The organism is Arthrobacter sp. P1_C12_2, from assembly GCF_056406415.1.
Genome location: NZ_JBFUAF010000007.1, coordinates 181,622 through 203,327, shown reverse-complemented (window position 1 = coordinate 203,327; position 21,706 = coordinate 181,622). Strand labels below are relative to the sequence as shown.

General features: G+C 67.1%; 19 protein-coding genes. 7 read left to right on the top strand and 12 right to left on the bottom strand.

Features of this window, described 5'->3' with window-relative positions:
* Positions 1 to 25: 25 nt before the first annotated feature.
* Complete coding sequence (locus tag AC1DZQ_RS10130) at positions 26 to 445, top strand: helix-turn-helix domain-containing protein (RefSeq protein WP_476963398.1); 420 nt, start codon at positions 26 to 28, stop codon at positions 443 to 445.
* Positions 446 to 552: 107 nt separating this feature from the next.
* Positions 553 to 816, top strand: a complete 264-nt coding sequence (locus AC1DZQ_RS10125; RefSeq protein ID WP_476963397.1) for a hypothetical protein — start codon at positions 553 to 555, stop codon at positions 814 to 816.
* A gap of 21 nt (positions 817 to 837) precedes the next feature.
* Here the strand turns inward: AC1DZQ_RS10125 and AC1DZQ_RS10120 are convergent, their stop codons facing one another.
* Positions 838 to 2,058, bottom strand: a complete 1,221-nt coding sequence (locus AC1DZQ_RS10120) for a PucR family transcriptional regulator (protein ID WP_476963396.1) — start codon at positions 2,056 to 2,058, stop codon at positions 838 to 840.
* A gap of 245 nt (positions 2,059 to 2,303) precedes the next feature.
* On the opposite strand from AC1DZQ_RS10120, the gene ald reads away from it, so the two are divergent.
* Positions 2,304 to 3,422 (top strand): alanine dehydrogenase, encoded by a 1,119-nt coding sequence (gene ald / locus AC1DZQ_RS10115; protein WP_476963395.1) that lies wholly within the window; start codon positions 2,304 to 2,306, stop codon positions 3,420 to 3,422.
* Between the two features lie 107 nt (positions 3,423 to 3,529).
* Here the strand turns inward: ald and AC1DZQ_RS10110 are convergent, their stop codons facing one another.
* From AC1DZQ_RS10110 to AC1DZQ_RS10085, 6 genes are all read right to left on the bottom strand, one after another.
* Entirely contained in the window at positions 3,530 to 4,585 is a 1,056-nt protein-coding gene (locus AC1DZQ_RS10110; protein ID WP_476963394.1) for a Gfo/Idh/MocA family protein, read from the bottom strand.
* 148 nt (positions 4,586 to 4,733) lie between these two features.
* Positions 4,734 to 6,431, bottom strand: coding sequence for an ABC transporter family substrate-binding protein (locus tag AC1DZQ_RS10105; protein ID WP_476963393.1), 1,698 nt, complete (start codon positions 6,429 to 6,431; stop codon positions 4,734 to 4,736).
* 67 nt (positions 6,432 to 6,498) lie between these two features.
* A complete protein-coding gene (locus AC1DZQ_RS10100) occupies positions 6,499 to 8,655 on the bottom strand; it encodes a dipeptide ABC transporter ATP-binding protein (RefSeq protein WP_476963392.1) in 2,157 nt (718 codons plus the stop codon).
* On the bottom strand, positions 8,652 to 9,638 hold the full coding sequence (locus tag AC1DZQ_RS10095; RefSeq protein ID WP_476963391.1) for an ABC transporter permease: 987 nt from the start codon (positions 9,636 to 9,638) through the stop codon (positions 8,652 to 8,654). The genes AC1DZQ_RS10100 and AC1DZQ_RS10095 overlap by 4 nt, the downstream gene beginning before the upstream one ends.
* Positions 9,639 to 9,640: 2 nt before the next feature.
* Positions 9,641 to 10,627: an ABC transporter permease gene (locus AC1DZQ_RS10090; RefSeq protein WP_476963390.1), complete on the bottom strand. Its 987-nt coding sequence runs from the start codon at positions 10,625 to 10,627 to the stop codon at positions 9,641 to 9,643.
* A 357-nt stretch (positions 10,628 to 10,984) separates the two neighbouring features.
* Complete coding sequence (locus AC1DZQ_RS10085) at positions 10,985 to 11,617, bottom strand: TetR/AcrR family transcriptional regulator (RefSeq protein ID WP_476963389.1); 633 nt, start codon at positions 11,615 to 11,617, stop codon at positions 10,985 to 10,987.
* A 126-nt stretch (positions 11,618 to 11,743) separates the two neighbouring features.
* Here AC1DZQ_RS10085 and AC1DZQ_RS10080 point away from each other — a divergent pair, with 126 nt between their 5' ends.
* The 3 genes from AC1DZQ_RS10080 to AC1DZQ_RS10070 all read left to right on the top strand — a co-directional run bounded on the left by AC1DZQ_RS10080 (position 11,744) and on the right by AC1DZQ_RS10070 (position 14,286).
* Positions 11,744 to 12,307 (top strand): NAD(P)H-dependent oxidoreductase, encoded by a 564-nt coding sequence (locus AC1DZQ_RS10080; RefSeq protein WP_476963388.1) that lies wholly within the window; start codon positions 11,744 to 11,746, stop codon positions 12,305 to 12,307.
* Between the two features lie 152 nt (positions 12,308 to 12,459).
* Positions 12,460 to 13,752: an aminotransferase-like domain-containing protein gene (locus AC1DZQ_RS10075; protein WP_476963387.1), complete on the top strand. Its 1,293-nt coding sequence runs from the start codon at positions 12,460 to 12,462 to the stop codon at positions 13,750 to 13,752.
* Between the two features lie 105 nt (positions 13,753 to 13,857).
* On the top strand, positions 13,858 to 14,286 hold the full coding sequence (locus tag AC1DZQ_RS10070) for a universal stress protein (protein ID WP_476963386.1): 429 nt from the start codon (positions 13,858 to 13,860) through the stop codon (positions 14,284 to 14,286).
* 4 nt (positions 14,287 to 14,290) lie between these two features.
* On the opposite strand, the gene AC1DZQ_RS10065 is transcribed toward AC1DZQ_RS10070, so the two are convergent.
* Positions 14,291 to 15,934, bottom strand: coding sequence for an AMP-binding protein (locus tag AC1DZQ_RS10065; protein WP_476963385.1), 1,644 nt, complete (start codon positions 15,932 to 15,934; stop codon positions 14,291 to 14,293).
* A gap of 241 nt (positions 15,935 to 16,175) precedes the next feature.
* On the opposite strand from AC1DZQ_RS10065, the gene AC1DZQ_RS10060 reads away from it, so the two are divergent.
* Positions 16,176 to 16,514: a hypothetical protein gene (locus AC1DZQ_RS10060; protein WP_476963384.1), complete on the top strand. Its 339-nt coding sequence runs from the start codon at positions 16,176 to 16,178 to the stop codon at positions 16,512 to 16,514.
* A 91-nt stretch (positions 16,515 to 16,605) separates the two neighbouring features.
* On the opposite strand, the gene AC1DZQ_RS10055 is transcribed toward AC1DZQ_RS10060, so the two are convergent.
* The 4 genes from AC1DZQ_RS10055 to AC1DZQ_RS10040 form a co-directional block, all read right to left on the bottom strand.
* The gene (locus tag AC1DZQ_RS10055; RefSeq protein ID WP_476963383.1) at positions 16,606 to 18,096 is read right to left on the bottom strand and encodes a dihydrolipoamide acetyltransferase family protein; all 1,491 of its coding nucleotides are present in this window, start codon (positions 18,094 to 18,096) and stop codon (positions 16,606 to 16,608) included.
* Between the two features lie 9 nt (positions 18,097 to 18,105).
* The gene (locus AC1DZQ_RS10050; protein ID WP_476963382.1) at positions 18,106 to 19,086 is read right to left on the bottom strand and encodes an alpha-ketoacid dehydrogenase subunit beta; all 981 of its coding nucleotides are present in this window, start codon (positions 19,084 to 19,086) and stop codon (positions 18,106 to 18,108) included.
* Positions 19,086 to 20,336 (bottom strand): thiamine pyrophosphate-dependent dehydrogenase E1 component subunit alpha, encoded by a 1,251-nt coding sequence (locus tag AC1DZQ_RS10045; protein WP_476963381.1) that lies wholly within the window; start codon positions 20,334 to 20,336, stop codon positions 19,086 to 19,088. The genes AC1DZQ_RS10050 and AC1DZQ_RS10045 overlap by 1 nt, the downstream gene beginning before the upstream one ends.
* Before the next feature lie 147 nt (positions 20,337 to 20,483).
* Complete coding sequence (locus AC1DZQ_RS10040; protein WP_476963380.1) at positions 20,484 to 21,602, bottom strand: histidinol-phosphate transaminase; 1,119 nt, start codon at positions 21,600 to 21,602, stop codon at positions 20,484 to 20,486.
* Positions 21,603 to 21,706: the final 104 nt, after the last annotated feature.

Sequence of the window (21,706 nt, the reverse complement as noted above, 5' to 3'; positions counted from 1 at the left end):
ACGACGCTGCCGCTAGGATGCACTCATGGCACTGATAGCCCCACGGGTGACGGCCGGCCTCCCGGCCGAGGATGCGCAGAAACTTAGGTACGCCCTCGACGGCAGCCACGACATCACGGTGTTCGTGGACGGCACCGTCCACCGGCTGCCGACTGCGGCGCGGGACGCCGTCGTCGATCTGCTGGGCCGCTTCAGCCGCGGCGAGGCCGTGACGGTCAGCAGCGTCGAGGAAATGCTGACGACGTCACGGGCCGCGGAACTTGCGGGGATCTCGCACACGTATCTGCGGAACATGACCGACCGCGGTGAGATCCCGGTGGAATACCGGGGAACGCACCGCCGGATCCGGCTGGCCGACATCATGGCCTGGCTCGACACGCAGAAGAAGAACAGTGCGGGCGCCGTGCCGCCGGCCGGCCGGCATGACGAGGGCGCCGGTGTTTAGGGAACAGATGCTTAATGAAGAGCTGTTTCATGAAGCAGTGATAAGGATCAAGCAACGATCCCGGTCCTGCGCGGAAGCACTGATATGCCGCGGGTTAAGCTTGGAATGTGGGTAAATTCAGAGGGTGGCACATCGTGGCAGGTATCGCCGCCATGCTGCTCGCTGGCATCTTCGGAACCGCGATGGGCCTGAACAACACCGCCACCTATTTGGCCAGCGGCGTCGCGTTCGTTGCGGTGTCGCTCTGGGTGGACAGCCGGATTTCCCGCCGCCGGAGTGCGGTCCGCCATGCCGGCCCCGCCGCCGGCCAGGGCCCCGGCCAGGACGGGACACGGGCCCTCGACGTCGATCCCTCGAAGCACGAGGGCTGACCCGAAGGCTAAACTCCGGAGCTAGATTCTGGGCCGGCCCGCCCAGCGCCGCGCCTTGAGCCCCGCATGCAGTTCCAGCCGCACCATCCCCTTCAACGGATCCACGCCCAGCAGCTGGCGGATCCGGCCGAGCCGGTTGTAGATGCTGCTCCGGTGCAGGTGTAGCTTGGCCGCGACCTCCTGGACCGAGCCGTCGTTGTCGTAAAACAGCTCCAGCACGGGCAGCAGCTCGTGGTTGCGGTCGTGGTCCTCGAGGATGCGGAAATACACGGAACCCGCATCTGCCCAGGCCCCCGCGCCGCCGCCGGCCGAGGCCAAAAGCTGGTAGACGCCGGTGGCACGGCAGTCGACGAGCTCGCCCAGCTGCGGATCCACTGCCGCGGCCTGGGCCGCCTGCCGTGACTGCCGGTAGGCCTCGGCGAGTTCCCGCGGCTTGGCAAATCCCTCGCTGGTGCCCAGGATGATCCGCCGGACCGTGCGCCCGGAGCGTTTGGCGAGTTCGAGTTGGTAGTGGACCAGCACCTGGGCGTGGTCCGCCCGCCCCGTGGATTCCTTGAAGAGCACCACCGCGTGGGTTTCCGTGCCGGCGCTGAAGAGTGCGGCGTCCACGCCGATGGTCGCCTGCAGCGCCGCGGAACGGTGAATGAGCGTGTCGGCGATGGGGTCCGAGCCCCCGGCCCAGCCATCCGCGTCCAGGACGGTCACCAACTGCCAGGGCCCCTTGCCTTGGACCTCTTTCCAGCCCGCCACGGCCGCCGCCGCGTTGGCCTCGCCGGCGCAGGCGGCCAGGAACTCCTGTTCGCGGCGGCGCCGGAACTCGGACTCGGCCGTGTTGGAATCCAGCAGCAGGGAGGACAGCTGCTCCAGCTCCGGGGCCACGTCCTGCAGCTGGGCCAGGACGGTCGCGGCGCTGGGCTCCTCGGCGTCGAGCTGGACCCACAGGTACCCCACCCGGAAGCCCCGGACCAGCAGCGGCACGCACACGCGCCCCAGCATGCCGAGGTCCGCGTTGGCCGGCACCACGACCGGCCGGACCGCCGTCGCAATCCCGTGGGAGAGCTGCCACGCGATGACGTCCACGGGGACCCGCTTGCTGAGCAGGAAGTTCACCCGGACGCGGTCCGCATGGGATTGGTTGGAGCTGTAGGCGAGGAGCAAACCGTCGAGGTCCTCGAGGGAGAGGCCGCGGCCCAGCCGCTGCGCCACCTGCTCCACGAGCTGCTCCACGTCCTGCTGCTGCATCCTGCCAGACTACTGCCCCGGCCTGCCGCCCTGCGAATGCCGCCGCGACGAACACGAGCCGACACCTGACGCCCACTCCCTCGACAAATGTCTATCCGGTGATTTGAAAAACCCCGGAATGTCGCGGCGGGCGTCCAGCGCCCGGCTGCGGCTCTTGTCGCCTGCCTCACAGTGGGAACTACTCTGGAAGTACGCAATCCCCCGCACATCCAGGCCCGCGAGGCCGCCATATCTGGAGCCAAAAAATGATCATCGGTGTACCCAAAGAGATCAAGAACAACGAGTTCCGCGTCGCCATCACGGCAGCGGGCGTCCACGAATTCCGCACCCACGGCCACGAGGTTCTCGTTGAGCGCGGCGCTGGCCTGGGCTCCGGCATCACGGATGAGGAATACGCGATCGCCGGTGCCGAGATCGTCGCCGAGGCCGACGACGTTTGGGGCCGCGCCGACATGGTGCTGAAGGTCAAGGAACCGGTCAAGGCCGAATACCACCGCTTCCGCAAGGGCCTGGTCCTGTTCACCTACCTGCACCTGGCCGCCGAGCCGGAACTGACCCAGGCGCTCATCAACTCCGGCGTCACCGCCATCGCCTACGAGACCGTCCAGGAGGGCAGGTCCCTGCCGCTGCTGGCCCCGATGTCCGAGGTTGCCGGCCGTCTGTCCGTGCAGGTCGGCGCCACCTCCCTGATGGCCCCGGCAGGCGGCAAGGGCGTGCTGCTCGGCGGCGTCCCGGGCGTCCGTCCGGCCAAGGTCGTTGTCCTCGGCGCCGGTGTTGCCGGCAACAACGCCGCCGCCATGGCCCTGGGCCTGGGCGCCGACGTCACCATCCTGGACATCAACATCAACCGCCTCCGCGAACTGGACGCCCAGTACCAGGGCCGCCTGAAGACGGTCGCGTCCAACTCCTACGAGATCGAGAAGTCCGTGGTCGACGCCGACCTCGTGATCGGTTCGGTTCTGATCCCCGGCGCCAAGGCCCCGAAGCTCGTCACCAACGAACTCGTGTCCCGGATGAAGCCCGGCTCCGTGCTGGTGGACATCGCCGTGGACCAGGGCGGCTGCTTCGAGGACACGCACCCCACCACGCACCAGGAACCGACGTACAAGGTCCACAACACGATCTTCTACTGCGTCGCCAACATGCCCGGCGCCGTCCCGAACACCTCCACGTACGCGCTGACCAACGTCACCCTGCGCTACGCTGTCTCGCTGGCGAACCTGGGCGTCAAGGCTGCATTCGAGCGCGACGCCGCCCTGGCCGCCGGCCTGAACATCGCCGGTGGCAAGGTTGCGCACCGCTCGGTCTCCGAGGCGCACAACCTGCCCCTCGTCGCCGACTGGCACGAGCTGGTCTCCGCGTAACCAGCGGCTCTCCGCCTAGCACGCACCGCATCGGCTGCTCCGTAACTGCCCTTTTGGACCCCCAGAACGGCAGTTACGGAGCAGTCGATTGCTGTTTTAAGCCGGTTTCAGGCCAGGGACCGGACCTGTTCGATCAGCTGCAGCACCTGGACGGGGCCCGCGGGGTCGACGGGGACGGGCAGCGCCGAGCCGGCACCGCCGTCGGCGATCTTCGCGGCCAGGATCCGGTAGAACTCCGGGTAGGCGCCGCGCTCGGTGGACAGCCGGTCCAGATGCCCGTCGCGTCCCAGCAGCCCGGCCCAGTCCGGATCTTCCACGCCGTAGTCGGCGTCCAGCGGGCTTCCGCCGGCCACGATGTAGGGCTCCTGCGGGTCCACGCCGTGCTTGGTGAAGCCGCCCTCGCTGCCTAGGATGCGGTAGCGCGGGCCCTGCTGGGCGCAGAGCATGTTCATCCATAGGTGGCTGGTCACCCCGGAGCTGTGCCGCAGGGCCACGAAGACGTCGTCGTCCGCGTTTCCTCCGGGCCGCCGGGCCGCCAGCTCCGCGTGCGTGACCGTGGCGGGCCCGAAAAGCTGCACGGCCTGGTCCAGCAGGTGGGTGCCGAGGTCAAACAGCACCCCGCCGCCGTCGTCCGCCGTGGCGGCCGCCTTCCACGCCTTGGGGACGTCGGGCGACCACCGCTCAAAGCGGGACTCAAAGCGGCTCACAGTACCGAAGGCGCCCGCGTCCATGAGGGCCTTCACCGTGAGGAAGTCGCCGTCCCAGCGCCGGTTCTGGAACACCGTGAGCACCCGGCCCAGCCCCGCGGCCAGGTCGATGAGTTCCTGCCCCTCGGCGCTGCTGACGGCGAACGGCTTGTCGACGACGACGTCGAGTCCGGCTTCCAGCGCCGCCTTCGCCAGCGGGTAGTGGGTGGCCGGCGGCGTGCCGAGCACCACCAGGTCCAGTTCGCCGGCGAGCTCCAGGATGTCGGCCGGGGTGTCGACGATCCTGGCCGCCGGGTAGCTGTGCGCGGCGGCCGACTGCCGGGCGGCGTCGGAGGTGGAGATGGCATCGAGCGAATAGGCGGGGTTCGCGGCGATGAACGGGGCGTGGAAGACGCTGCCCGAAAGGCCGAAGCCGGCGACGGCGGTGCGGATGGGCCGGGTTGAATCATTGCTCATGGTGCCAAGGCTACCGGCTCGGCATGCGGCCGGGTGGCTGACCGGCAGGGGTAGTTAATCGAACGAGGCCGGCGCCGCCCGGATGGTTCCGGGGGCACCGGCCTCGGCCGTTGCTGTGTATTGCTTAGTGCTGCTTAGCCAGCAGGGGTTACTTCTTGTCCCAGCCGACGACGCTCCAGTCCGGGGTCTGGAACAGGCTGGCGCCGTAATTGGCCAGGCCGGTGCGGGCGAAGTAGATCTGCGGGCCGTTCATGATGACGCCCATGGAGAAGTACTTCTCCATGTGCTTCTTCTCGACGTCCATGGCGGCCTTGTTGCGCTGGGTGTCATCCTGGATGGATGCGAGGTCCTTGATGGCCTTGTCCAGCTCGGCATCGCCGAGTTCGTTCTCGTTGGTCTTGGAATCGTAGAACTGCTTCACGCCGGAGGTGGCGTCGGCGCCCACCGTGTAGCCGCTGATGGTGAGCTGGAAGTCGCGGCTGCCAACCACCTTGCCGAAGTCGGCGTCGCCGCGCTGGTCGATGCCGACGTCCATGCCGGCCGCCTGCAGCTGCTTCTGCAGCGTCTGCACGGTGGCGAGGGCGGTGGGGTCGTCACCGAAGTTGGTGACCTTGAACGACGCCGGGACGCCGTCCTTTTCCATGATGCCCTTGGCGTTGGCCTTGTAGCCGGCCTCGGTCAGGACCTTCTTGGCCGCGTCGGCGCCGGTTTCCTTGACCGGGTAGTTGTCCTGGTAGTACTTCGAGAACGGCATCAGCATCATCGAGCCCGAGCTGTTCTCTTCCCAGTTCAGTCCGCCGAAGCGGACGGCGCGGATGGCGGGGCGGTCCACGGCGGTGAAGATCGCCTTGCGGACTGCGACGTCGGTGAGCGGCGCCTTCAGGGCGTTGAGGTTCAGGCCGCCGGCGAAGAGGCGCTGGCCGCGGCGGACCTCAGAGTTCTTCGTGCCTTCAAGCTGCTTGTACTTCGTCAGCGTGCGGCCGTCGGCCATGTCGACCTCGCCGTTCTTGAAGGCGGCGATCTCGGCGCTTGCCTCCAGCTGGCGGAAGATTACCTTGTCCAGGACCGGCTTCTCGCCCCACCACTTCTCATTGGGAACAAGGGAGACGGTCTTCGCGGCAGAATCGAACTTGTCGACCTTGAACGGTCCGGCCATCCACTCGGGGTGCATTTCGCCCGTGAAGCCGGTGTTGAAGATTTCGGGGGTGTTGACGGTCTGCGGGATGAATCCGCCGAAGATGTCGCTGAGCGGGTACACCGGCTGGGTGGTGGTCACAACGACTTCCTTGTCGCTGCTTCCGGCCTTGACGGAATCGATGAACTCGTAGGCGCCGGACGTGACGATGTCGATGTCCTTGTTCTGGCCGTTGAGCATCTTCCACGTGTTCTCGAACGTGGCGGCGTTGATCGGAGTGCCGTCGTTGTAGGCGGCCTTCGGGTTGATCTTGATGGTGATGGTCTGCTTGCCGTCTTTGACCTCGCTCTTGAAGTCTTCGCAGAAGTTCTTGTTGAGGCTGGTGGTGCCGTCGAAATCGTACTTCCAGCAGCCGACGTAGCCGGCCTCGTCGATCGGGTAGTGCAGTTCAGTGTTGTCCGCCGAGTTGCCCGCGTTGGAGAAGCCGTTGAAGTCCGGTCCGATGTTGCCCAGGGGCAGCGTTACGGTGCCGCCCTGCTGCAAGTCTGCAGCCTTCTTGGCGTTGACACTGACCAGCTTGCTCAGGTCGCCGGAGGCATCCTGTGCCTTGGCGCTCTGGGCGGTGGTTGAGGCGCCACCGCTGCCGCAAGCGGTCAGCGCGAGCGCCGCCACGACGGCGGTGAGGCCGCCGATCCTGGTCCGATTTTTCATGTGTTCCCCTTCATTTTTTTCGTGCGAGTGTGATGCGTGGGTTCTCGGGTGGTGCTGGTCCGGTGATTCAGTGGTTTTCGTGGACAACCAGCATGTCCGCGTCCAGTTCGCCGTCCGGGTAGAAGCAGGCGAACTGCTGGTCGGTGGCGGACGGTTCGAGGGCCGGTTCCAGGGTCAGGCACTTCTCCTGCTTGGCCGGCGGCAGGGCCGCAAACACAGGGCAGCGGGTGGCGAAGTTGCAGCCTGCCGGTGCTACCAGCGGCGAGGGCAGGTCGCCCTGGAGGATGATCCGCTCGCGGGTGCGCTCCAGCACCGGATCCGGTACGGGGATCGCGGAGAGCAGGGCACGGGTATAGGGGTGGCGGGGGTTGTCGAAGACGGCGTCGACGTCTCCGATCTCCACGATCTTGCCCAGATACATGACGGCCACGCGGTTGGAGATGTGCCGGACCACTGAGAGGTCATGGGCCACCATGAGGTAGCTGAGGCCGAGTTCGGCACGGAGCTTGTCCAGGAGGTTGATGACGCCGGCCTGCACCGACACGTCGAGGGCGGAGACGGGCTCGTCCAGGACAACCAGCCGGGGGTTCACCGCCAGGGCGCGGGCAATGCCGATGCGCTGGCGCTGGCCGCCGGAGAACTGGTTGGGGAACCGGTTGACGTGGTCCGCCTGCAGGCCCACCAGCTCCATGAGCTCCATGATCCGCTTCCGGATGGCCGGCTTCGGCATGCCCAGGTTTTCCATCGGCTCGGCCAGGACCTCGTAGACGGTGAAGCGCGGATCCAGCGCCCCGGTGGGGTCCTGGAACACCATCTGCAGTTCCTTGCGCATGGCACTCTTGGCGCGGGCGTCCGCGACCTGCTTGTTGCTCAGCCCGCCAATCACCACCTCGCCGTCCTGGTCCTTGTGGAACTCCATGATCTCCAGCAGGGTTGTGGTCTTTCCGCAGCCGGACTCCCCCACGATCGAGAAGCACTCGCCCTCGCGGATATCGAAGCTCAGCCCGTCCACGGCCTTCACCGTGCCGATCCTGCGCTTGAGCAGGGCACCCTTCAGGAGGGGGAAGTGCTTCCTGACGTCGCGGAGTTCCAGGACAGTCTTGCGCTCGTGCCGCGGAAGGCTGTCAAAGCGGGAGACCGGCACGGCCGGGACGGCAAAAACCGCGTGGACGTCGACGTCGGCGAGTGCCTCGCTTTTGATGCACGCGGCGCTGTGCCCCGCGCCGGGCGCCACCGCCCGAAGGTCCGGTTCGCCGTCAAGGCAGGCCTCGCTGGCCAACGGGCAACGCGGCGCGAACGAACAGCCCGTGGGCGGCTGGGTGAGGTTCGGGGGGATGCCGTCGATCGGCACCAGCGACGATTTTTCCGCGACGTCCACGCGCGGGACCGCGCCGAGCAGGCCCATGGTGTAGGGCATCCGCGGGCTGTAGTAGATGTCATCGACGCTGCCGGTCTCCACCGGCCGGCCGGCGTACATCACCATGATGTCGTCGGCCATGCCGGCGACCACGCCGAGGTCGTGCGTGATCATGACAACGGCGGCGCCGGTCTCCTCCTGGGCGGCGTGGAGCACCTCGAGGACCTGCGCCTGGATGGTGACGTCCAGCGCCGTCGTCGGCTCATCGGCGATCAGAACCCGCGGGTTGTTGGCGATCGCGATGGCGATCATGACGCGCTGGCGCATGCCGCCGGAGAACTCGTGCGGGAAGGCCTTGAGCCGGTCCTTCGGGCTGGGGATGCCGACCAACCCCAGGAGTTCGACGGCGCGGGCCTCCTTGGCCTTCTTGCTCATGGACGGGTTGTGGACCGTCAGCGCCTCGATGATCTGGGTGCCGACTGTGTAGACGGGGGTCAGGGAGGACAGCGGATCCTGGAACACCATCGCGAGGTCGCTGCCGCGGTGCCGGCACATGGCCTTGTCGCTGAGCCCCAGGAGCTCCTTACCCTGTAGCCGGACGGATCCGGTGATTTCCGCCGTCGGGGGCAGCAGGCCCATAATCGCCATGGACGTGACCGATTTACCGGAGCCGGATTCGCCCACGATGCCGAGCGTTTTGCCGGGCATCACATCGAAGTCGACGCCGCGCACCGCGTGCACCACGCCGTTTTCGGTGTTGAAGCGGACGTTGAGGTCCCGGACGGAGAGGACCGCGTCGGTGGGGGCGTGCAGTCCGGCGATGTGGAGGCGCTCGGCGGTGCCCTGGACCGTGGAATTGCTGGTCATTTGATCTTCTTCTGTGTCGTGCCAGCGGCCTTGTTCCTCTTGGCGCGGCCAACGGAGCTGGAGCTGGGGTCGAATGCGTCGCGTAGGCCGTCGTTCATCATGGCGAGGGAGCCGGTCAGCAGGAACATCACGATCAGGGGGGCCCAGAACATCCACGGAAAGGTGGAGACCTGGGAGGTGGACTGGCCGATCAGTACGCCCAGGCTCACGTCGGGGACCTTGATGCCGATGCCGATGAAGGAGAACGCGACCTCGGCGAGGATGGCGCCGGTGACACCGCGGGTGACTTCCAGGACCAGCAGGGAGCCGATGTTCGGTACGAGGTGCCGCCAGACGATGCGGCGCGGCGGGATGCCCATGTACTGGGATGCTTTGACGAAGTCACGCTGCATGAGTGAGAGCGACAGGGACCGGATGAGGCGTGCGGTGCCCATCCAGCTGAAGACCAGCAGCACGATGATGAGCAGCAGCCAGCTCGGGACGGTGTTCTTCAGCCCGTTGGCGCCGCCGCTCGTGGCCACCGCGACTACCAGCAGGGCCGGCATCATGATCAGGGCTTCGAGGATGAACAGCATGACCTTGTCCACCTTGCGGCCGAAGAACGCCATGGTGCAGCCGTAGACAGCGGCGATCAGCACCGAGACGAGGCCGACGACGACGCCGATCAGGATGGAGACCCTGGTGCCCTCGACGGTCAGGGCGTAGAGGTCGATCCCGGCCTGGGAGGTGCCCAGCAGGTGCTCCGCGGAGGGCGGCATGCCGATGTTGAAGGGGTCGATGGTCTCCTTGTCCCAACCGCTGAAGAAGCCGCCGATGAAGGAGAAGAGGGTCAGGGTCAGGAAGATGGCCAGGCCGGCGACGGCTGTCCGGTTGCGCAGGAAGCGCCGCAGGATGATCCGCGACTTGCCGATCACGACGTCGTCGTCCCCGAACTTCCGTTCGTCGAGGACGGCGGCCGGGTCGATCGTGTTGAGGTTGGTCATGATTACTGCACCCGCACTCTCGGGTCGACGAGCGTGGTGGCGAAGTCGGCGAGGATCGCTCCGACCGCGAAGATGACGGAGCCGTAGGCGAGGGTCGCGGTGGCCGCGTTGACGTCCTGCAGGGCGATCGAGTCGATGGACCAGGACCCGACGCCGTGCCAGGCGAAGATCTTCTCGGCGAAGAAGCCGCCGGCGAAGATGGCCGGGATGGTGAACGCAATGCTCTGCGCCACGGGGATGAAGGAAACCCGCAGGGCGTGCCGGCTGATGGCCTGGTTGCGGGTCAGGCCCTTGGCCCGCGCCGTCCTGACGAAGTCGGCGTTGACGTTGTCCAGCAGATACTGGCGTTGGGCGATCTGGTACGCGCCCCAGCCCACAATCGTGATGGCGAACGTGGGCACGGCGTAGTGGGCGAGCATGTCGACGAACTGGGCCCAGCCGTCGCCGTCGAGGCCCGGGGTGGAGATGCCGGTGACAAAGAAGACGCGCTCCCCGACCGACTCGTTGATGTTGATGGCGCCCAGCTGCACCAGGAAGTAGGCGATCGGTGCGGGAACGATGTACATGAGGTAGCTGTACGAGGTGATGGCCCGGTCCGAGGCCTTGTACTGGCGGGCCGCGGTGTAAACGCCGAGGGCGACGCCGATGACCAGGGTCAGGATGATCGAGGCCAGGAAGAGCCGGGTGGAGATCCAGACCCGGTCGCCGAACTCGGCGTTGATGAAGGCGCCGTTGGGGCTCCGCCCCCAGTCCCAGCGGGTGAGAATGCCCGTGAGCCAGTCGACGTAGCGCTCCCACGGGTTGAGCGTCGGATCGAGTCCCTTGAGCCGGAAGGAATTAGTCACCTGCTCGGGCGTGGGCCGCGGAATCCGCTCCTGCTCGAGCAGCGCCGGCTGCAGTGTGCTCACAGCCAGGAGATAGCCGGCACTGGTGGTCAGGAAGATCATGAAGACATACGTGAGCGCACGTTTAGCGAGATATCGAAACATGGGGCGGCTAGTTCTGGATCGCCGTTGCCTGAGCGGAGCCGGGCGTCAGGGCGGCGGCTGTAGGAGCCGGCCTGCCCGCCACAATGACAAGACTATTCACAACTTCGATCCTTCCGTCGCCCCACTCGGCAGCGGGTTCCGCCGCCGGTTCGGGATCATGGGCCAGCTGGTTTCCGGCCGCCCGCATGCCTTGCGGCTGAGCCCTGGTGGACTATGTTGCGGGTCACATTCCAGAGGAAGCTATCACATCAGCCGGGCCGCGCCGCACTTCCGGCGGCCGCGACACGGCGGCTTCATGACGGATCGTTATGAATAACTCCGCGGAATGGATTTTGACGCATGGAATCGGCTGCGCCGCTACGGTCCGCCCACTACGCGCGTGACAAGTTCCCGCCAGGTGTCCGCGAGTCGCTCGGGCGCAATCCCATGCACGCCGACGGAATGGAGCAACAGTTCCGGCTCCAGCGCGGCCCCCAGGGCCGACGCCATGAGCCACGGGTCCGCCGTCACGCCGGCTTCGCGCAGCAGCATCTCAAGATGGCGGTGCCAGAGGACGGCCGGCGGGACATCGAACCTGTTGTAGACCGAGGCGTCGGCCGCCCGGGCCAGCTCGCCGAATTCCAGGATCCAGGAAATGCGGGCGGCGCCCACGGCGATCAGCCGCTCCAGGGGCGGCGCGCCGGGACCCACCGGGGGCGGACCGAACATGAACCGGCCTTGGAATTCGGCCTCGGCGTCATTGAGGAGCGCCATCATCAGGCCGGCACGGCTGCCGAACCGCCGGAAGACTGTCCCTTTTCCAACTCCGGCGCGCTGCGCCAGCCGGTCCATGGTGAGGGCGTCGACGCTGGATTCCTCAACGATTTCCCGGGCGGCGCAGAGCAGGAGCTCCCTGTTGCGCATCGCGTCGCGGCGCGCTGATTCTGCGGCGGGCGCGGCGGGGCGCCCTCCCCCGGAGTGGGCACCGGGACGGATCGGGATGAGGCTCACACCGCTGATTCTAGCGCCTCGGAATATAACCGGACCGCGGTCCGTTTAGCATGGATGAAGGCCCCCAAAGCCTCACGATCCACCAGCCGCCGAAACCAATCTGCGGCGTGATGCACAGGAGTACACATGTCCAAGAAGACCATCCTCACCCTCGTCGGCAGCCTTCGCGCCGGCTCCACCAACCTGCAGCTGGCCGAGGCCATCGCGCTCAACGCTCCGGATCAGGTGGATGTGGTCATTCACGAGAGCCTGGGCAACATCCCCTTCTACAACGAGGACATCGACGTCGAAGGCCAGGTGCCCGCGGCCGCCGCCGCCCTGCGTGCCGCCGCCAACGAGGCCGACACCATTCTGCTGGTCACGCCGGAACACAACGGCACCGTCCCGGCATCGCTGAAGAACGCCATCGACTGGCTGTCCCGCCCCTTCGGCGCAGGCGCCCTGTCCGGCAAGCCCACCGCAGTTGTCGGAACCGCTTTTGGCCAGTTCGGCGGCGTTTGGGCCCAGGACGAGGCCCGCAAGGCCGTCGGCATCGCCGGCGCCCAGGTCCTCGAGAACGTCAAGATGGCAGTCCCGGGCTCGATGGTCCGCTTCGCCGAGGTCCACCCCAAGGACGACGCCGAAGTTGTCGAGCAGATCAAGGGCGTGTTCGATGCACTGGCCGAGGCTCCCGCCGCGGAAGCGGCCTAACCCTCCGCACCCCAAAGTTCCACCGAAGCCCCCGGCAGCACAACTTTGCCGGGGGCTTCGGCCTGTCCCGGGGCACACCTGGCGGATTTCAGACCGGACCCCTCGGAAACAATTGTTTCCCCCGCGACAACACGGGTAGTATCCTTGGGTTTGTGACCTACGAAACACTTGATGCCGCCGCAGCAGTACTTCCGGCCGAGGCCATTGACGCAATCGAACGTGCGGCTACGTCCGCCCACCGCCACGAGATCCTGTTTTCGGAGCGCGCAGCAAATATCAAGCAGTCGGCAGTCCGGGATGTCTTCGACATCTCGATGCGCCCCGGCCTCGTTTCCCTCGCCGGGGGGAGCCCCTACCTGCAGTCCCTGCCGCTGGAACGCCTGGGCCAGACCGCCGCGAAGATCATCGCCGAGCAGGGGATGACCGCCCTGCAGTACGGCGGCGGCCAGGGCACTGAGGAACTCCGCACCCAGATCTGCGAGGTCATGGCGGCAGAGGGGATCCTCGACGCAGACCCCGCGAACGTCATCATCACCGCGGGGTCGCAGTCAGCGCAGGATGTGGCCACCAAGGTCTTCTGCAATCCAGGCGACGTGGTCCTCGTGGAGGACCCCACCTATGTCGGTGCCCTCAACACGTTCGAGGCCTACCAGGTGGAGGTCGAAACGGTGCCGATGGACGGTGACGGCATCATCCCGGATCTGCTGGAGGCAAAGATCGCCGCCCTCCAGACCGCGGGCAGGAACGTCAAGTTCCTTTACACCATCCCTAGCTTCAACAACCCGTCCGGCATCACCCTGTCCGCGGAACGCCGGCAATCGGTGGTGGATATATGCCGTCGCGCGAATATCTTGGTGCTGGAGGACAACCCCTACGGCCTGCTCCGCTTCGACGGCAAGCCGCTGACTCCGCTGCGGGCAGCCAACCCGGATGACGTCATCTACATGGGATCCTTCTCCAAGATCTTCGCCCCCGGCCTGCGGATTGGCTGGGCCCTGGTCCCGGCCCACCTGCAACGCCGGTACTACCTGGCATCGGAGGCTGTCACCCTGTGCCCGCCGACGCTGAACCAGATGCTGGTATCGGCCTATCTGCGCGACTACGACTGGCGCGGCCAGATCGAGACGTACCGCGGGCTGTACCAGGAACGCTGCGAGGCAATGCTTGCCGCCCTGGCCGAATACATGCCGGACGGACTGAGCTGGACGCGCCCCGAGGGCGGCTTCTTCGTGTGGGTCACGCTGCCCGACGGCGTGGACACCTACCCGCTGTTGAAGAAGGCCATCGACGCCGGCGTCGTCTTCATTCCGGGCGCGGCCTTTACGAACTTGGACGACCCGTCGAACAAGATCCGGCTGGCGTTCAGCGCGGTGCCGCCCGAATCGATCCGCGAGGGCGTGCGACGGCTCGCGCCGGTCCTGCGCGAAGCCTTGGCCGCACTGTAGCGTGAACACCGGCGGGTCCGCCGCCGGCCCCGGCTGGGGCTCGTTGGGGCTTATTTGAACGGCCAGCACATTGAACAGCATTAATCGTTGAAAGAGGAGCGGTCCATGACCGGAATTATCGTTGTCGGCGTCGATGGCAGTGAAACTGCCTTGCGGGCGGCGCACACCGCCCGCGACCTCGCAGTTTCCATGGGGGCGACACTTCATGTGGTCAGCGCCTTTGACAGCGACAAGACCCAAGTCTTCGGCAGCGGCAGTGACGAGTGGATCGTTTCCGACGCCGGCAACGCGGAGAAGGTCGCGCGGACGGTGGCGGACGGCCTGCGCCGGCCGGACACCCACGTCACCCATGCCGCCGCCCGGGGCAAGCCCGCCGAGGCCCTGATCCGGGAAGCCGAACGGACCGGTGCCCGGATGATCGTGGTCGGTAACAGGCGCATGAGCGGAATCGGCCGGGTCTTGGGGAGCGTTGCGAACAGCGTGGCCCACAACGCCCCCTGCGACGTCTACATCGCCAAGACCGACGCCGGCTAAGGCACTACTGCTTCTCTGGCACTGCGGACGGCACTGCAGCTGGCACTGCAGCTGGCTCTGCGGGCTTGAGCATCCGCCGCAGGATTTTTCCTGAGGCGGACTTGGGCACGGCCTCGATGAACTCCACCCGTCGGATTTTCTTGAAGGGCGCCACCTTGACCGCCACGAAGTCCATGACGCCTGCCACGTCCAAGGCATCGCCGTCGGCGCCCGGCTGGCGGACCACGAACGCCTTGGGCACTTCCTGGCCGTCGGCGTCAAGGCAGCCGACCACCGCTGAATCGGCAATGCCGGGGTGGGTGAGGAGCAGCGCCTCCAGCTCCGCCGGGGCGATCTGGTAGCCGTTGTACTTGATCAGTTCCTTGAGCCGGTCCACGATCGTCACCACCCCGTCCGCCCGCACCGTGGCGATATCCCCAGTGTGCAGGAAGCCGTCCGGGTCCAAAGTGTCCGCGGTTTCCTGCGGCCGGTTGAGGTAGCCGAGCATCACGTTCGGCCCGCGGCACAACAGGTGCCCCGGCGCGCTGGTTCCTTCCGCGGGAACCGGGATCTCCTCCCCCGTGGCCGGGTCCACGAGGCGGCACTGCATGTTCGGCACCGTGTAGCCCACGGAACTGACGGGGACGCCGGGGGCGTCGCGGCCGTCGCGCGGAATGAGGTGCGACACCGGGCTCATCTCGGTCATGCCGTAGCCCTGCAGGACCCGGCAGCCGAGACGCTCGGCCAGGCGGGTGCCGAGTTCACCGTCCAGCGGCGCCGCGCCGGAGAGGGTGGTGTGCACCGAGCCGAGGTCGTACTCGGCAACGAGCGGGTGCTTGGACAGCGCCACGGCCACGGGGGGTGCGATGAACAGGTAGCTGCACCGGTGATCCTGGATGATCCGCAGGAACTCGGGCAGATCGAATCTGGGCATCGTGACAAGCCGGGCCCGCTGGCGCAGTGCGAGGTTCAGCAGCACGGTCAGCCCGTAGATGTGGAAAAACGGGAGCAGCGCCAGGAGCCGGTCTTCGGGGACGACGCCGAGCAGCCCCCTGGCCTGTTCCACGTTGGCGACCAGGTTCCGGTGGCTGAGCATGACGCCCTTCGGCCGGCCCGTGGTGCCGGAGGAGTAGGGCAGCACGGCCACATGCGTGGCGGGATCGAACGAGACCTGGGGAGCCGGTGCGCCCATTTCGAGCAGGTCGGCCAGCGAGGGGTGGCCGTCGGCGCCGTCGAGCACCACCAGCCGCGAGGCAGGGATCCCGGTCCTTTCGGCGGCGTCCCGGGCGGCCGGCAGCAGCGCTGAGACGGTGAAGAGCCAGCCGGCGCCGGCGTCGGTGAGCTGGTTGGCGATCTCGTCCGCCGTGTACAGCGAGTTGATGGTGGTGACCGTGGCGCCTGCCCGGAGCAGGCCGTGGAAGACGGTCGCAAAGGCGGGGACGTTGGGGCACAGGATGGCCGCCACGCCGTCGACGCCGAGGCCCTGGGCGGCAACGGCACCGGCGAGGGCATCGATCTGCCCGCGCAGCGCGCGGTAGGTGGTCTCCGCACCGCTGGCGCCGTCGACGACGGCGACCCGGTCCAGGTCCTCCTCTGCCAGAGCGCCGAAGAGGTAGTCGTAAATGCCGAGATTGGGAACATCGACGTCGGGGTACGGGCTTGAAAACACGCAACATCTCCTTTGATCCGCGTCCGCCCGGGCTGTCGGCGGCTGGTGCCACTCTAGTGCCGGGGCTTATCTCCGGAACAGGACGGCGCGGACTTGACTGTGTTCGGAGTTGATGAGGATCACCCCCTCCCGTGGGCAGCCTCACCGCCCAGCGGGCCGCCCCGAACGGACCGGCTCCGTAAAATGGGAGGTGCCCTGCGATGGTGCGGACGTCCGAGAACCCACCTACCAAGGGAGCCCCATGTTCACTCTTCAGCGCCGCCAGCTGGTTGGCCACGACATCCTGCTGGCCAGGCACGGCAACCACATCAGCGCCATGCGCGTGGACCGCGGCGCCGGCCGCGTTGTCGCGTTCCTGGACGACGGATCAACCGACAGCGCGCCTAACCTGATTGCCCCGGGCCTGCGCATGCCCGACACCTTGCGCAGCGTGTTCCGGGAGGACTGGAAGTTCCTCACCGGAATCAGCGCGTGCAGCGTGGGGCTCGCGGGCCTCATGTTTGCCGCCTCGGCCGCCCTCGCCGGCATGAGCGGCGATCCCGCGCTGGTCCAGATCCTGACCGCTTACTCCGGAAACTGAGCCGCCCGGGCCAAACGGCCCCACACTGAGGAACCCCGCCGCTGAATGGTTCAGCGGCGGGGTTCCGTAGTTTCGTGGCCAGTTTCGCCGGCTAGTCCAGCAGCAGTGCCGGCTCTTCCAGGATGGCGGCGACGTCGGCCATGAAGCGGGCCGAAAGGTCACCGTCCACCACGCGGTGGTCGAAGGAGCCGCCGAGGGTGGTGATCCAGCGCGGAATGACTTCGCCGTCCAGGACCCAGGGCTTTTGCTTGATGGTGCCGAACGCCACGATCGCGACTTCACCCGGGTTGATGATAGGGGTGCCGGTGTCGATCCCGAGGGCGCCGATGTTGGTCACGGTGAGCGTGCCGCCCCGCATCTGGGCCGGCTGGGTCTTGCCGGCCCGCGCGGTGGTGGCGAGCTCGTTCAGCGCCAGGGCCAGCTGCTTGAGCGAGAGGTCCTGGGCGTTCTTAATGTTCGGCACCATCAGCCCGCGGGGCGTGGCGGCCGCGATGCCCAGGTTCATGAAGTGCTTGACGTGGATCTCCGCGGAGTCGCTGCCGTCCGGGTTGTCCACCCACGTCGCGTTCACGCTCGGGTTTCGCGCCGCTGCCCAAATGACCGCCTTGGCCAGGATCAGCAGCGGGGAGACCTTGATGCCTTCAAAGTCGCGGGAGGCCTTCAGTCGCTTGACGAATTCCATGGTGCGGCTGGCGTCGACGTCGACAAAGATGCTGACGTGCGGCGCGGCGAAAGCGGATTCGACCATGGCCTTTGCGGTGGCCTTCCGGACTCCCTTGACCGGGATCCGCTCGATCCGCTGGTCCTGCGGGCGGCCGGACTTGCCCCAGAATGAGTCCGCCTTGTCCACCTCGGCGTCACGCTGGGCCTGGTAGCTCACCAGGTCTTCGCGGGTCACTTCACCGCGGGCGCCGGTGGGCACGACGTCGGCCAGGTTGATCCCGAGGTCCCGGGCGATCTTGCGGACCGGCGGCTTGGCCAGCACTTTGCCGACCAGGCCGCTGATGGCTCCGCCCAAGGAGGGGCGCGGGTCAACGGGGTCGGCCGGGCCGGCGGGGGCGGCCCCAGGCTCCGCCACCGGGGCGGCAGCGCCGGGGGCGGCCATGGCGGCCGGGGTTCCTTGGCTCGCGGCCGCCGGGGCGGAAATCCGCCGCCGGCGCTTGACGGCGTCGGCCTTGGGACCGGAGCCCACCAGCGGGCCGCCTGCCGGGCGCCCGGCTGCTTCGCCGGCGTCGGACGTATCAGCCGGCAGCGTGCCGTACATGGGCGCCGCGGCTGCCGGTTCCTGGGCAGCCCGCGCCGGGGTGGCAGGTGCCGCGGCGGCCGGCTCCGTGGTGGCGACGGCGTCGCTCACGCTGATGATCGGCGTGCCGACATCCACCGTGACTCCCTCGGGAACGAGCAGTTCCGTAACGGTCCCGGCGAACGGTGAGGGCAGTTCCACCAGGGATTTGGCCGTCTCGATCTCGCACAGGACGTCGTTGATGGCCACGGTATCGCCGGCCTTGACCTTCCAGGTGACGATTTCGGCCTCCGTCAGCCCTTCGCCGACGTCGGGAAGGTTGAACTTGTTGAGCGTCATGGGTCCTCGTCAGTACGCCAGGGCGCGGTCGAGCGCCTCAAGGATGCGGTCGATGTCCGGCAGGTAGTCTTCTTCGACCTTGGCCACGGGATAGGGCATGTGAAATCCTCCGACGCGGATGACGGGGGCCTCCAGGGAATGGAACGCCCGTTCACTGATCCGCGCGGCGATTTCGCCGCCGATGCCGCCGAAGGTGGGGGCCTCGTGGGCCACGATCAGCCGGCCGGTCTTCCGGACTGACGCCGTGACGGTGTCGAAGTCGATCGGCGAGATGGAACGGAGATCGATTACCTCGACGCTGTGGCCGTCCTCGGCGGCGGCTTCGGCCGCGGCGAGGGCCACGGGCACCAGCGGCCCGTAGACGACGACGGTCGCATCGGTGCCCTCGCGGAGCACGTGCGCCCTGAAGGGGTCCGCGGATGCGCCGGGGGTCTCGGTGTCGACCTCGCCCTTGAGCCAGTAGCGGCGTTTGGGCTCGAAGACGATCACGGGGTCCTGGCAGTCGACGGCCTGCTGGATCATCCAGTAGGCATCGTGCGGATTGGACGGCGTGATGATGCGCAGGCCGGCCGTGTGAGCGAACAGCGCCTCCGGCGATTCGGAGTGGTGCTCAATGGAGCCGATGCCGCCGCCGTACGGGATCCGGATGACGACGGGAACGGTCAGGTTGCCGTTGCTGCGGGAGTGCATCTTGGCCAGCTGGGTGGTGATCTGGTTGAAGCCCGGGAACACGAAACCGTCGAACTGGATCTCGCAGACCGGCTGGTAGCCGCGCAGGGAGAGGCCGATCGCGGTGCCGATAATGCCGGATTCGGCCAGCGGGGTATCCACGACGCGGTCGGCGCCGAATTCGGCGATCAGCCCGTCGGTGACCCGGTAGACGCCGCCGAGGGCCCCGATGTCCTCGCCCATCAGCAGCGAGCGGGGGTTGTTGTTCAACGTGGCCCGCAGGCCCTCATTGATGGCTTTCGCAATGGTCATGGTGGTCATCAGCGGGCCGCCCTGTCTGTCTGCTCAGCTTGTGCCTCGTCGGCGAACCCTGCGCTGTATTCCTCGAACCAGGCCAGTTCCTCGGCCACCAGTGGATGGGCCTCCACGTAGGTGTTGGCGAAGGCAGTCCGGATGTCCGGGGTTTCGAGGTCGTAGGTGGTCTTGCGGACGTAGGCTGCGAGCTCGTCGCCGTCGGCCTTGACCTGCTCGAAGAAGCCGTCGTCCGCGAGGCCCTCGGCCCGGAGGTACTTCTCCAGCCGCTCCAGCGGGTCTTTGGCCCGCCACAGGCCCTCTTCGGCGGATTCGCGGTACTTGGTGGGGTCATCGGCCGTGGTGTGCGCACCGACCCGGTAGGTGAACGCCTCGATCAGCACGGGACCATGGCCCTCGCGGGCCCGCTCCAGCGCCCATTCCGTGACGGCGTGGACGGCGATCACGTCATTGCCGTCGACCCGGATGCCGGGGAAGCCATAGCCCTTGGCGCGGTTGGCGAGCGGAATGCGGGTCTGCACGGAGCTCGGCACGGAGATGGCCCAGTGGTTGTTCTGGCAGAAGAAGACCACGGGCGCCTGGTAGGAGGAGGCGAACACCATGGATTCATGGACGTCCCCTTCGGAGCTGGCTCCGTCGCCGAAGTACACCATGACGGCAGCGTTGGGCTCCACGGCCTGTCCCGCTTCCCCGCTGCCGACGGCGTTGGCGGCTGCCAGCTTCTGGTCCCGCTGGATGCCCATGGCGTAACCGACGGCATGCGGGGTCTGGGCGGCCAGGACCAGCGTGTAGAGGTGGAAGTTCGTGTCCTTCGGGTTCCAGCCGCCGTTGGAGACACCCCGGAACTGACGCAGCAACTCGGCCAGGTCCACGTTCCGCGTCAGGGCCACGCCGTGCTCGCGGTACGTAGGGAAGATGTAGTCCTGCGGCTGGCTGGCCCGGCCTGAGCCGATCTGGGCGGCCTCCTGTCCCGTGAGCGGGACCCACAGGGCCAGCTGGCCCTGCCGCTGGAGTGCCGTGGCTTCCACGTCGAAGCGGCGGATCTTGGCCATGTCCGCGTAAAAGCCGCGCAGCGTGTCCGGATCCAGCTTCTCGGCATACTTTGAGAACACGGGGTCCGAGCCCAGGGTGCCGTCAGGGCCCAGCAACTGCACCATCGGCTCGGCCGGAGCGCCCAGTTGGGCCTCGGCCTCCGCTTCGAGCTGGTCATCCATCTCGGTTCCGTCGAACTCGGTAGAGGGCAGATGTGTGGCGCCCATACCGTCTCCTTGCTTGCCGCATCCGAATGAGCCGCAATCGCTGGGATATATGCCGGACCGGGAATACATTCCAGGTCCGGCATATATTTTGGCTTACTGGTCCTTACTTTATCCGCACGGGGCGGACTGAACGCGCAGTGTTAAGCGCTAGGAACGCCGCGGCGGTTTTGTATAGATCGCACAGAGCTCCAGGAAACGAGTGTTGGCTTCCGATTCGCCGATGCTGACCCGGACGCCCTCGTTGCCGAAGGCACGCACCGACAGCGCCCGTTCCGCCGCGAGGGCGGCGAATTCCGCGCTGTTCTCGCCCAGATTGAGCCAGACAAAGTTGCCCTGGGCCTCCGGAACGAACCACCCGAGCTCACGCAGTCCAGCCGTGACCCGGTCCCGTTCGTCCACCAGGCTTTGTACCCTTTCTACAACGTCGGCGAAGTGCTCGATCGACGTGACGGCAGCCGTTTCCGCGATCTGGGACACCGCGAAGGGCGTTGCGGCGACGCGCAGGTGCTGCGTCAGTTCGGGCCGGGACACGCTGTAGCCCACGCGGAGTCCGGCGAGGCCGTGCGCCTTCGAGAAGGTCCGCAGGACGACGACGTTGGGGTACTTGCGGTACATGGCGATGCCGTCCACGGCGTCGCCGGCGCGCACGAATTCCTGGTAGGCCTCGTCGATGACCACCACGACGTCGGCCGGGACAGTGTTGATGAAACGCTCCGTTTCCTCGGCCGTCAGGATGGGTCCGGTCGGGTTGTTGGGCGTGCACAGCAGGATCATCCGGGTCCGGGCGGTGACTGCGGCGGCCATGGCGTCCAGGTCATGCCGCCCGTCGGCCGTCAGCGGGATCCGGACGCTCTCGGCGCCGGCCAGCCCGACGCAGATCGGGTAGGCCTCGAACGAGCGCCAGGCATAGATGACTTCGTCGGCCTTGCCGTCGTCGTTCTGGCCGGCGAAGGTGGTCAGCAGCTGGTTCAGGGCGCCCAGGCTGCCGGCGCCCGTGACGATGTCCTCGGCGGGAACATCCAGGAAGCGGGCGAGCGATTCACGCAGCCTGCTGCTGAGCGGATCGGGGTAGCGGTTAAAGTCGGTCTGCGCCGCGATGGCCTGCTGCACTGCAGGGATCGGGGGCAACGGGTTTTCGTTGGAGGACAGCTTGTAGCTGGCCAGGCCTTCCACGGGGACGGGGGGTTTTCCGGCCGCGTAGCGGGGGAGGAGGTCTACCACCGGACGGGGCCTGATGCCCCCGGCCGGGTTCTCTGATGAAGTCATGCCAACTAGCCTACTTCGGGTCGCTGCCGCTGTTGGGGGATACGATCGCCGCCCCCATGGGGATGACGCCGCCGCCATGGGGGGAATCATGGGGGAATATGGTC

Coding starts and splice junctions, on each gene's coding strand:
- AC1DZQ_RS10055 (WP_476963383.1), bottom strand. CDS start 18,096: ATGACGCTCAACAAGTTCAACCTTCCCGACGTCGGCGAAGGGCTGACG.
- AC1DZQ_RS10100 (WP_476963392.1), bottom strand. CDS start 8,655: ATGACCAGCAATTCCACGGTCCAGGGCACCGCCGAGCGCCTCCACATC.
- AC1DZQ_RS10040 (WP_476963380.1), bottom strand. CDS start 21,602: ATGACTTCATCAGAGAACCCGGCCGGGGGCATCAGGCCCCGTCCGGTG.
- ald (WP_476963395.1), top strand. CDS start 2,304: ATGATCATCGGTGTACCCAAAGAGATCAAGAACAACGAGTTCCGCGTC.
- AC1DZQ_RS10070 (WP_476963386.1), top strand. CDS start 13,858: ATGACCGGAATTATCGTTGTCGGCGTCGATGGCAGTGAAACTGCCTTG.
- AC1DZQ_RS10060 (WP_476963384.1), top strand. CDS start 16,176: ATGTTCACTCTTCAGCGCCGCCAGCTGGTTGGCCACGACATCCTGCTG.
- AC1DZQ_RS10110 (WP_476963394.1), bottom strand. CDS start 4,585: ATGAGCAATGATTCAACCCGGCCCATCCGCACCGCCGTCGCCGGCTTC.
- AC1DZQ_RS10105 (WP_476963393.1), bottom strand. CDS start 6,431: ATGAAAAATCGGACCAGGATCGGCGGCCTCACCGCCGTCGTGGCGGCG.
- AC1DZQ_RS10045 (WP_476963381.1), bottom strand. CDS start 20,336: ATGGGCGCCACACATCTGCCCTCTACCGAGTTCGACGGAACCGAGATG.
- AC1DZQ_RS10120 (WP_476963396.1), bottom strand. CDS start 2,058: ATGCAGCAGCAGGACGTGGAGCAGCTCGTGGAGCAGGTGGCGCAGCGG.
- AC1DZQ_RS10130 (WP_476963398.1), top strand. CDS start 26: ATGGCACTGATAGCCCCACGGGTGACGGCCGGCCTCCCGGCCGAGGAT.
- AC1DZQ_RS10095 (WP_476963391.1), bottom strand. CDS start 9,638: ATGACCAACCTCAACACGATCGACCCGGCCGCCGTCCTCGACGAACGG.
- AC1DZQ_RS10080 (WP_476963388.1), top strand. CDS start 11,744: ATGTCCAAGAAGACCATCCTCACCCTCGTCGGCAGCCTTCGCGCCGGC.
- AC1DZQ_RS10090 (WP_476963390.1), bottom strand. CDS start 10,627: ATGTTTCGATATCTCGCTAAACGTGCGCTCACGTATGTCTTCATGATC.
- AC1DZQ_RS10050 (WP_476963382.1), bottom strand. CDS start 19,086: ATGACCACCATGACCATTGCGAAAGCCATCAATGAGGGCCTGCGGGCC.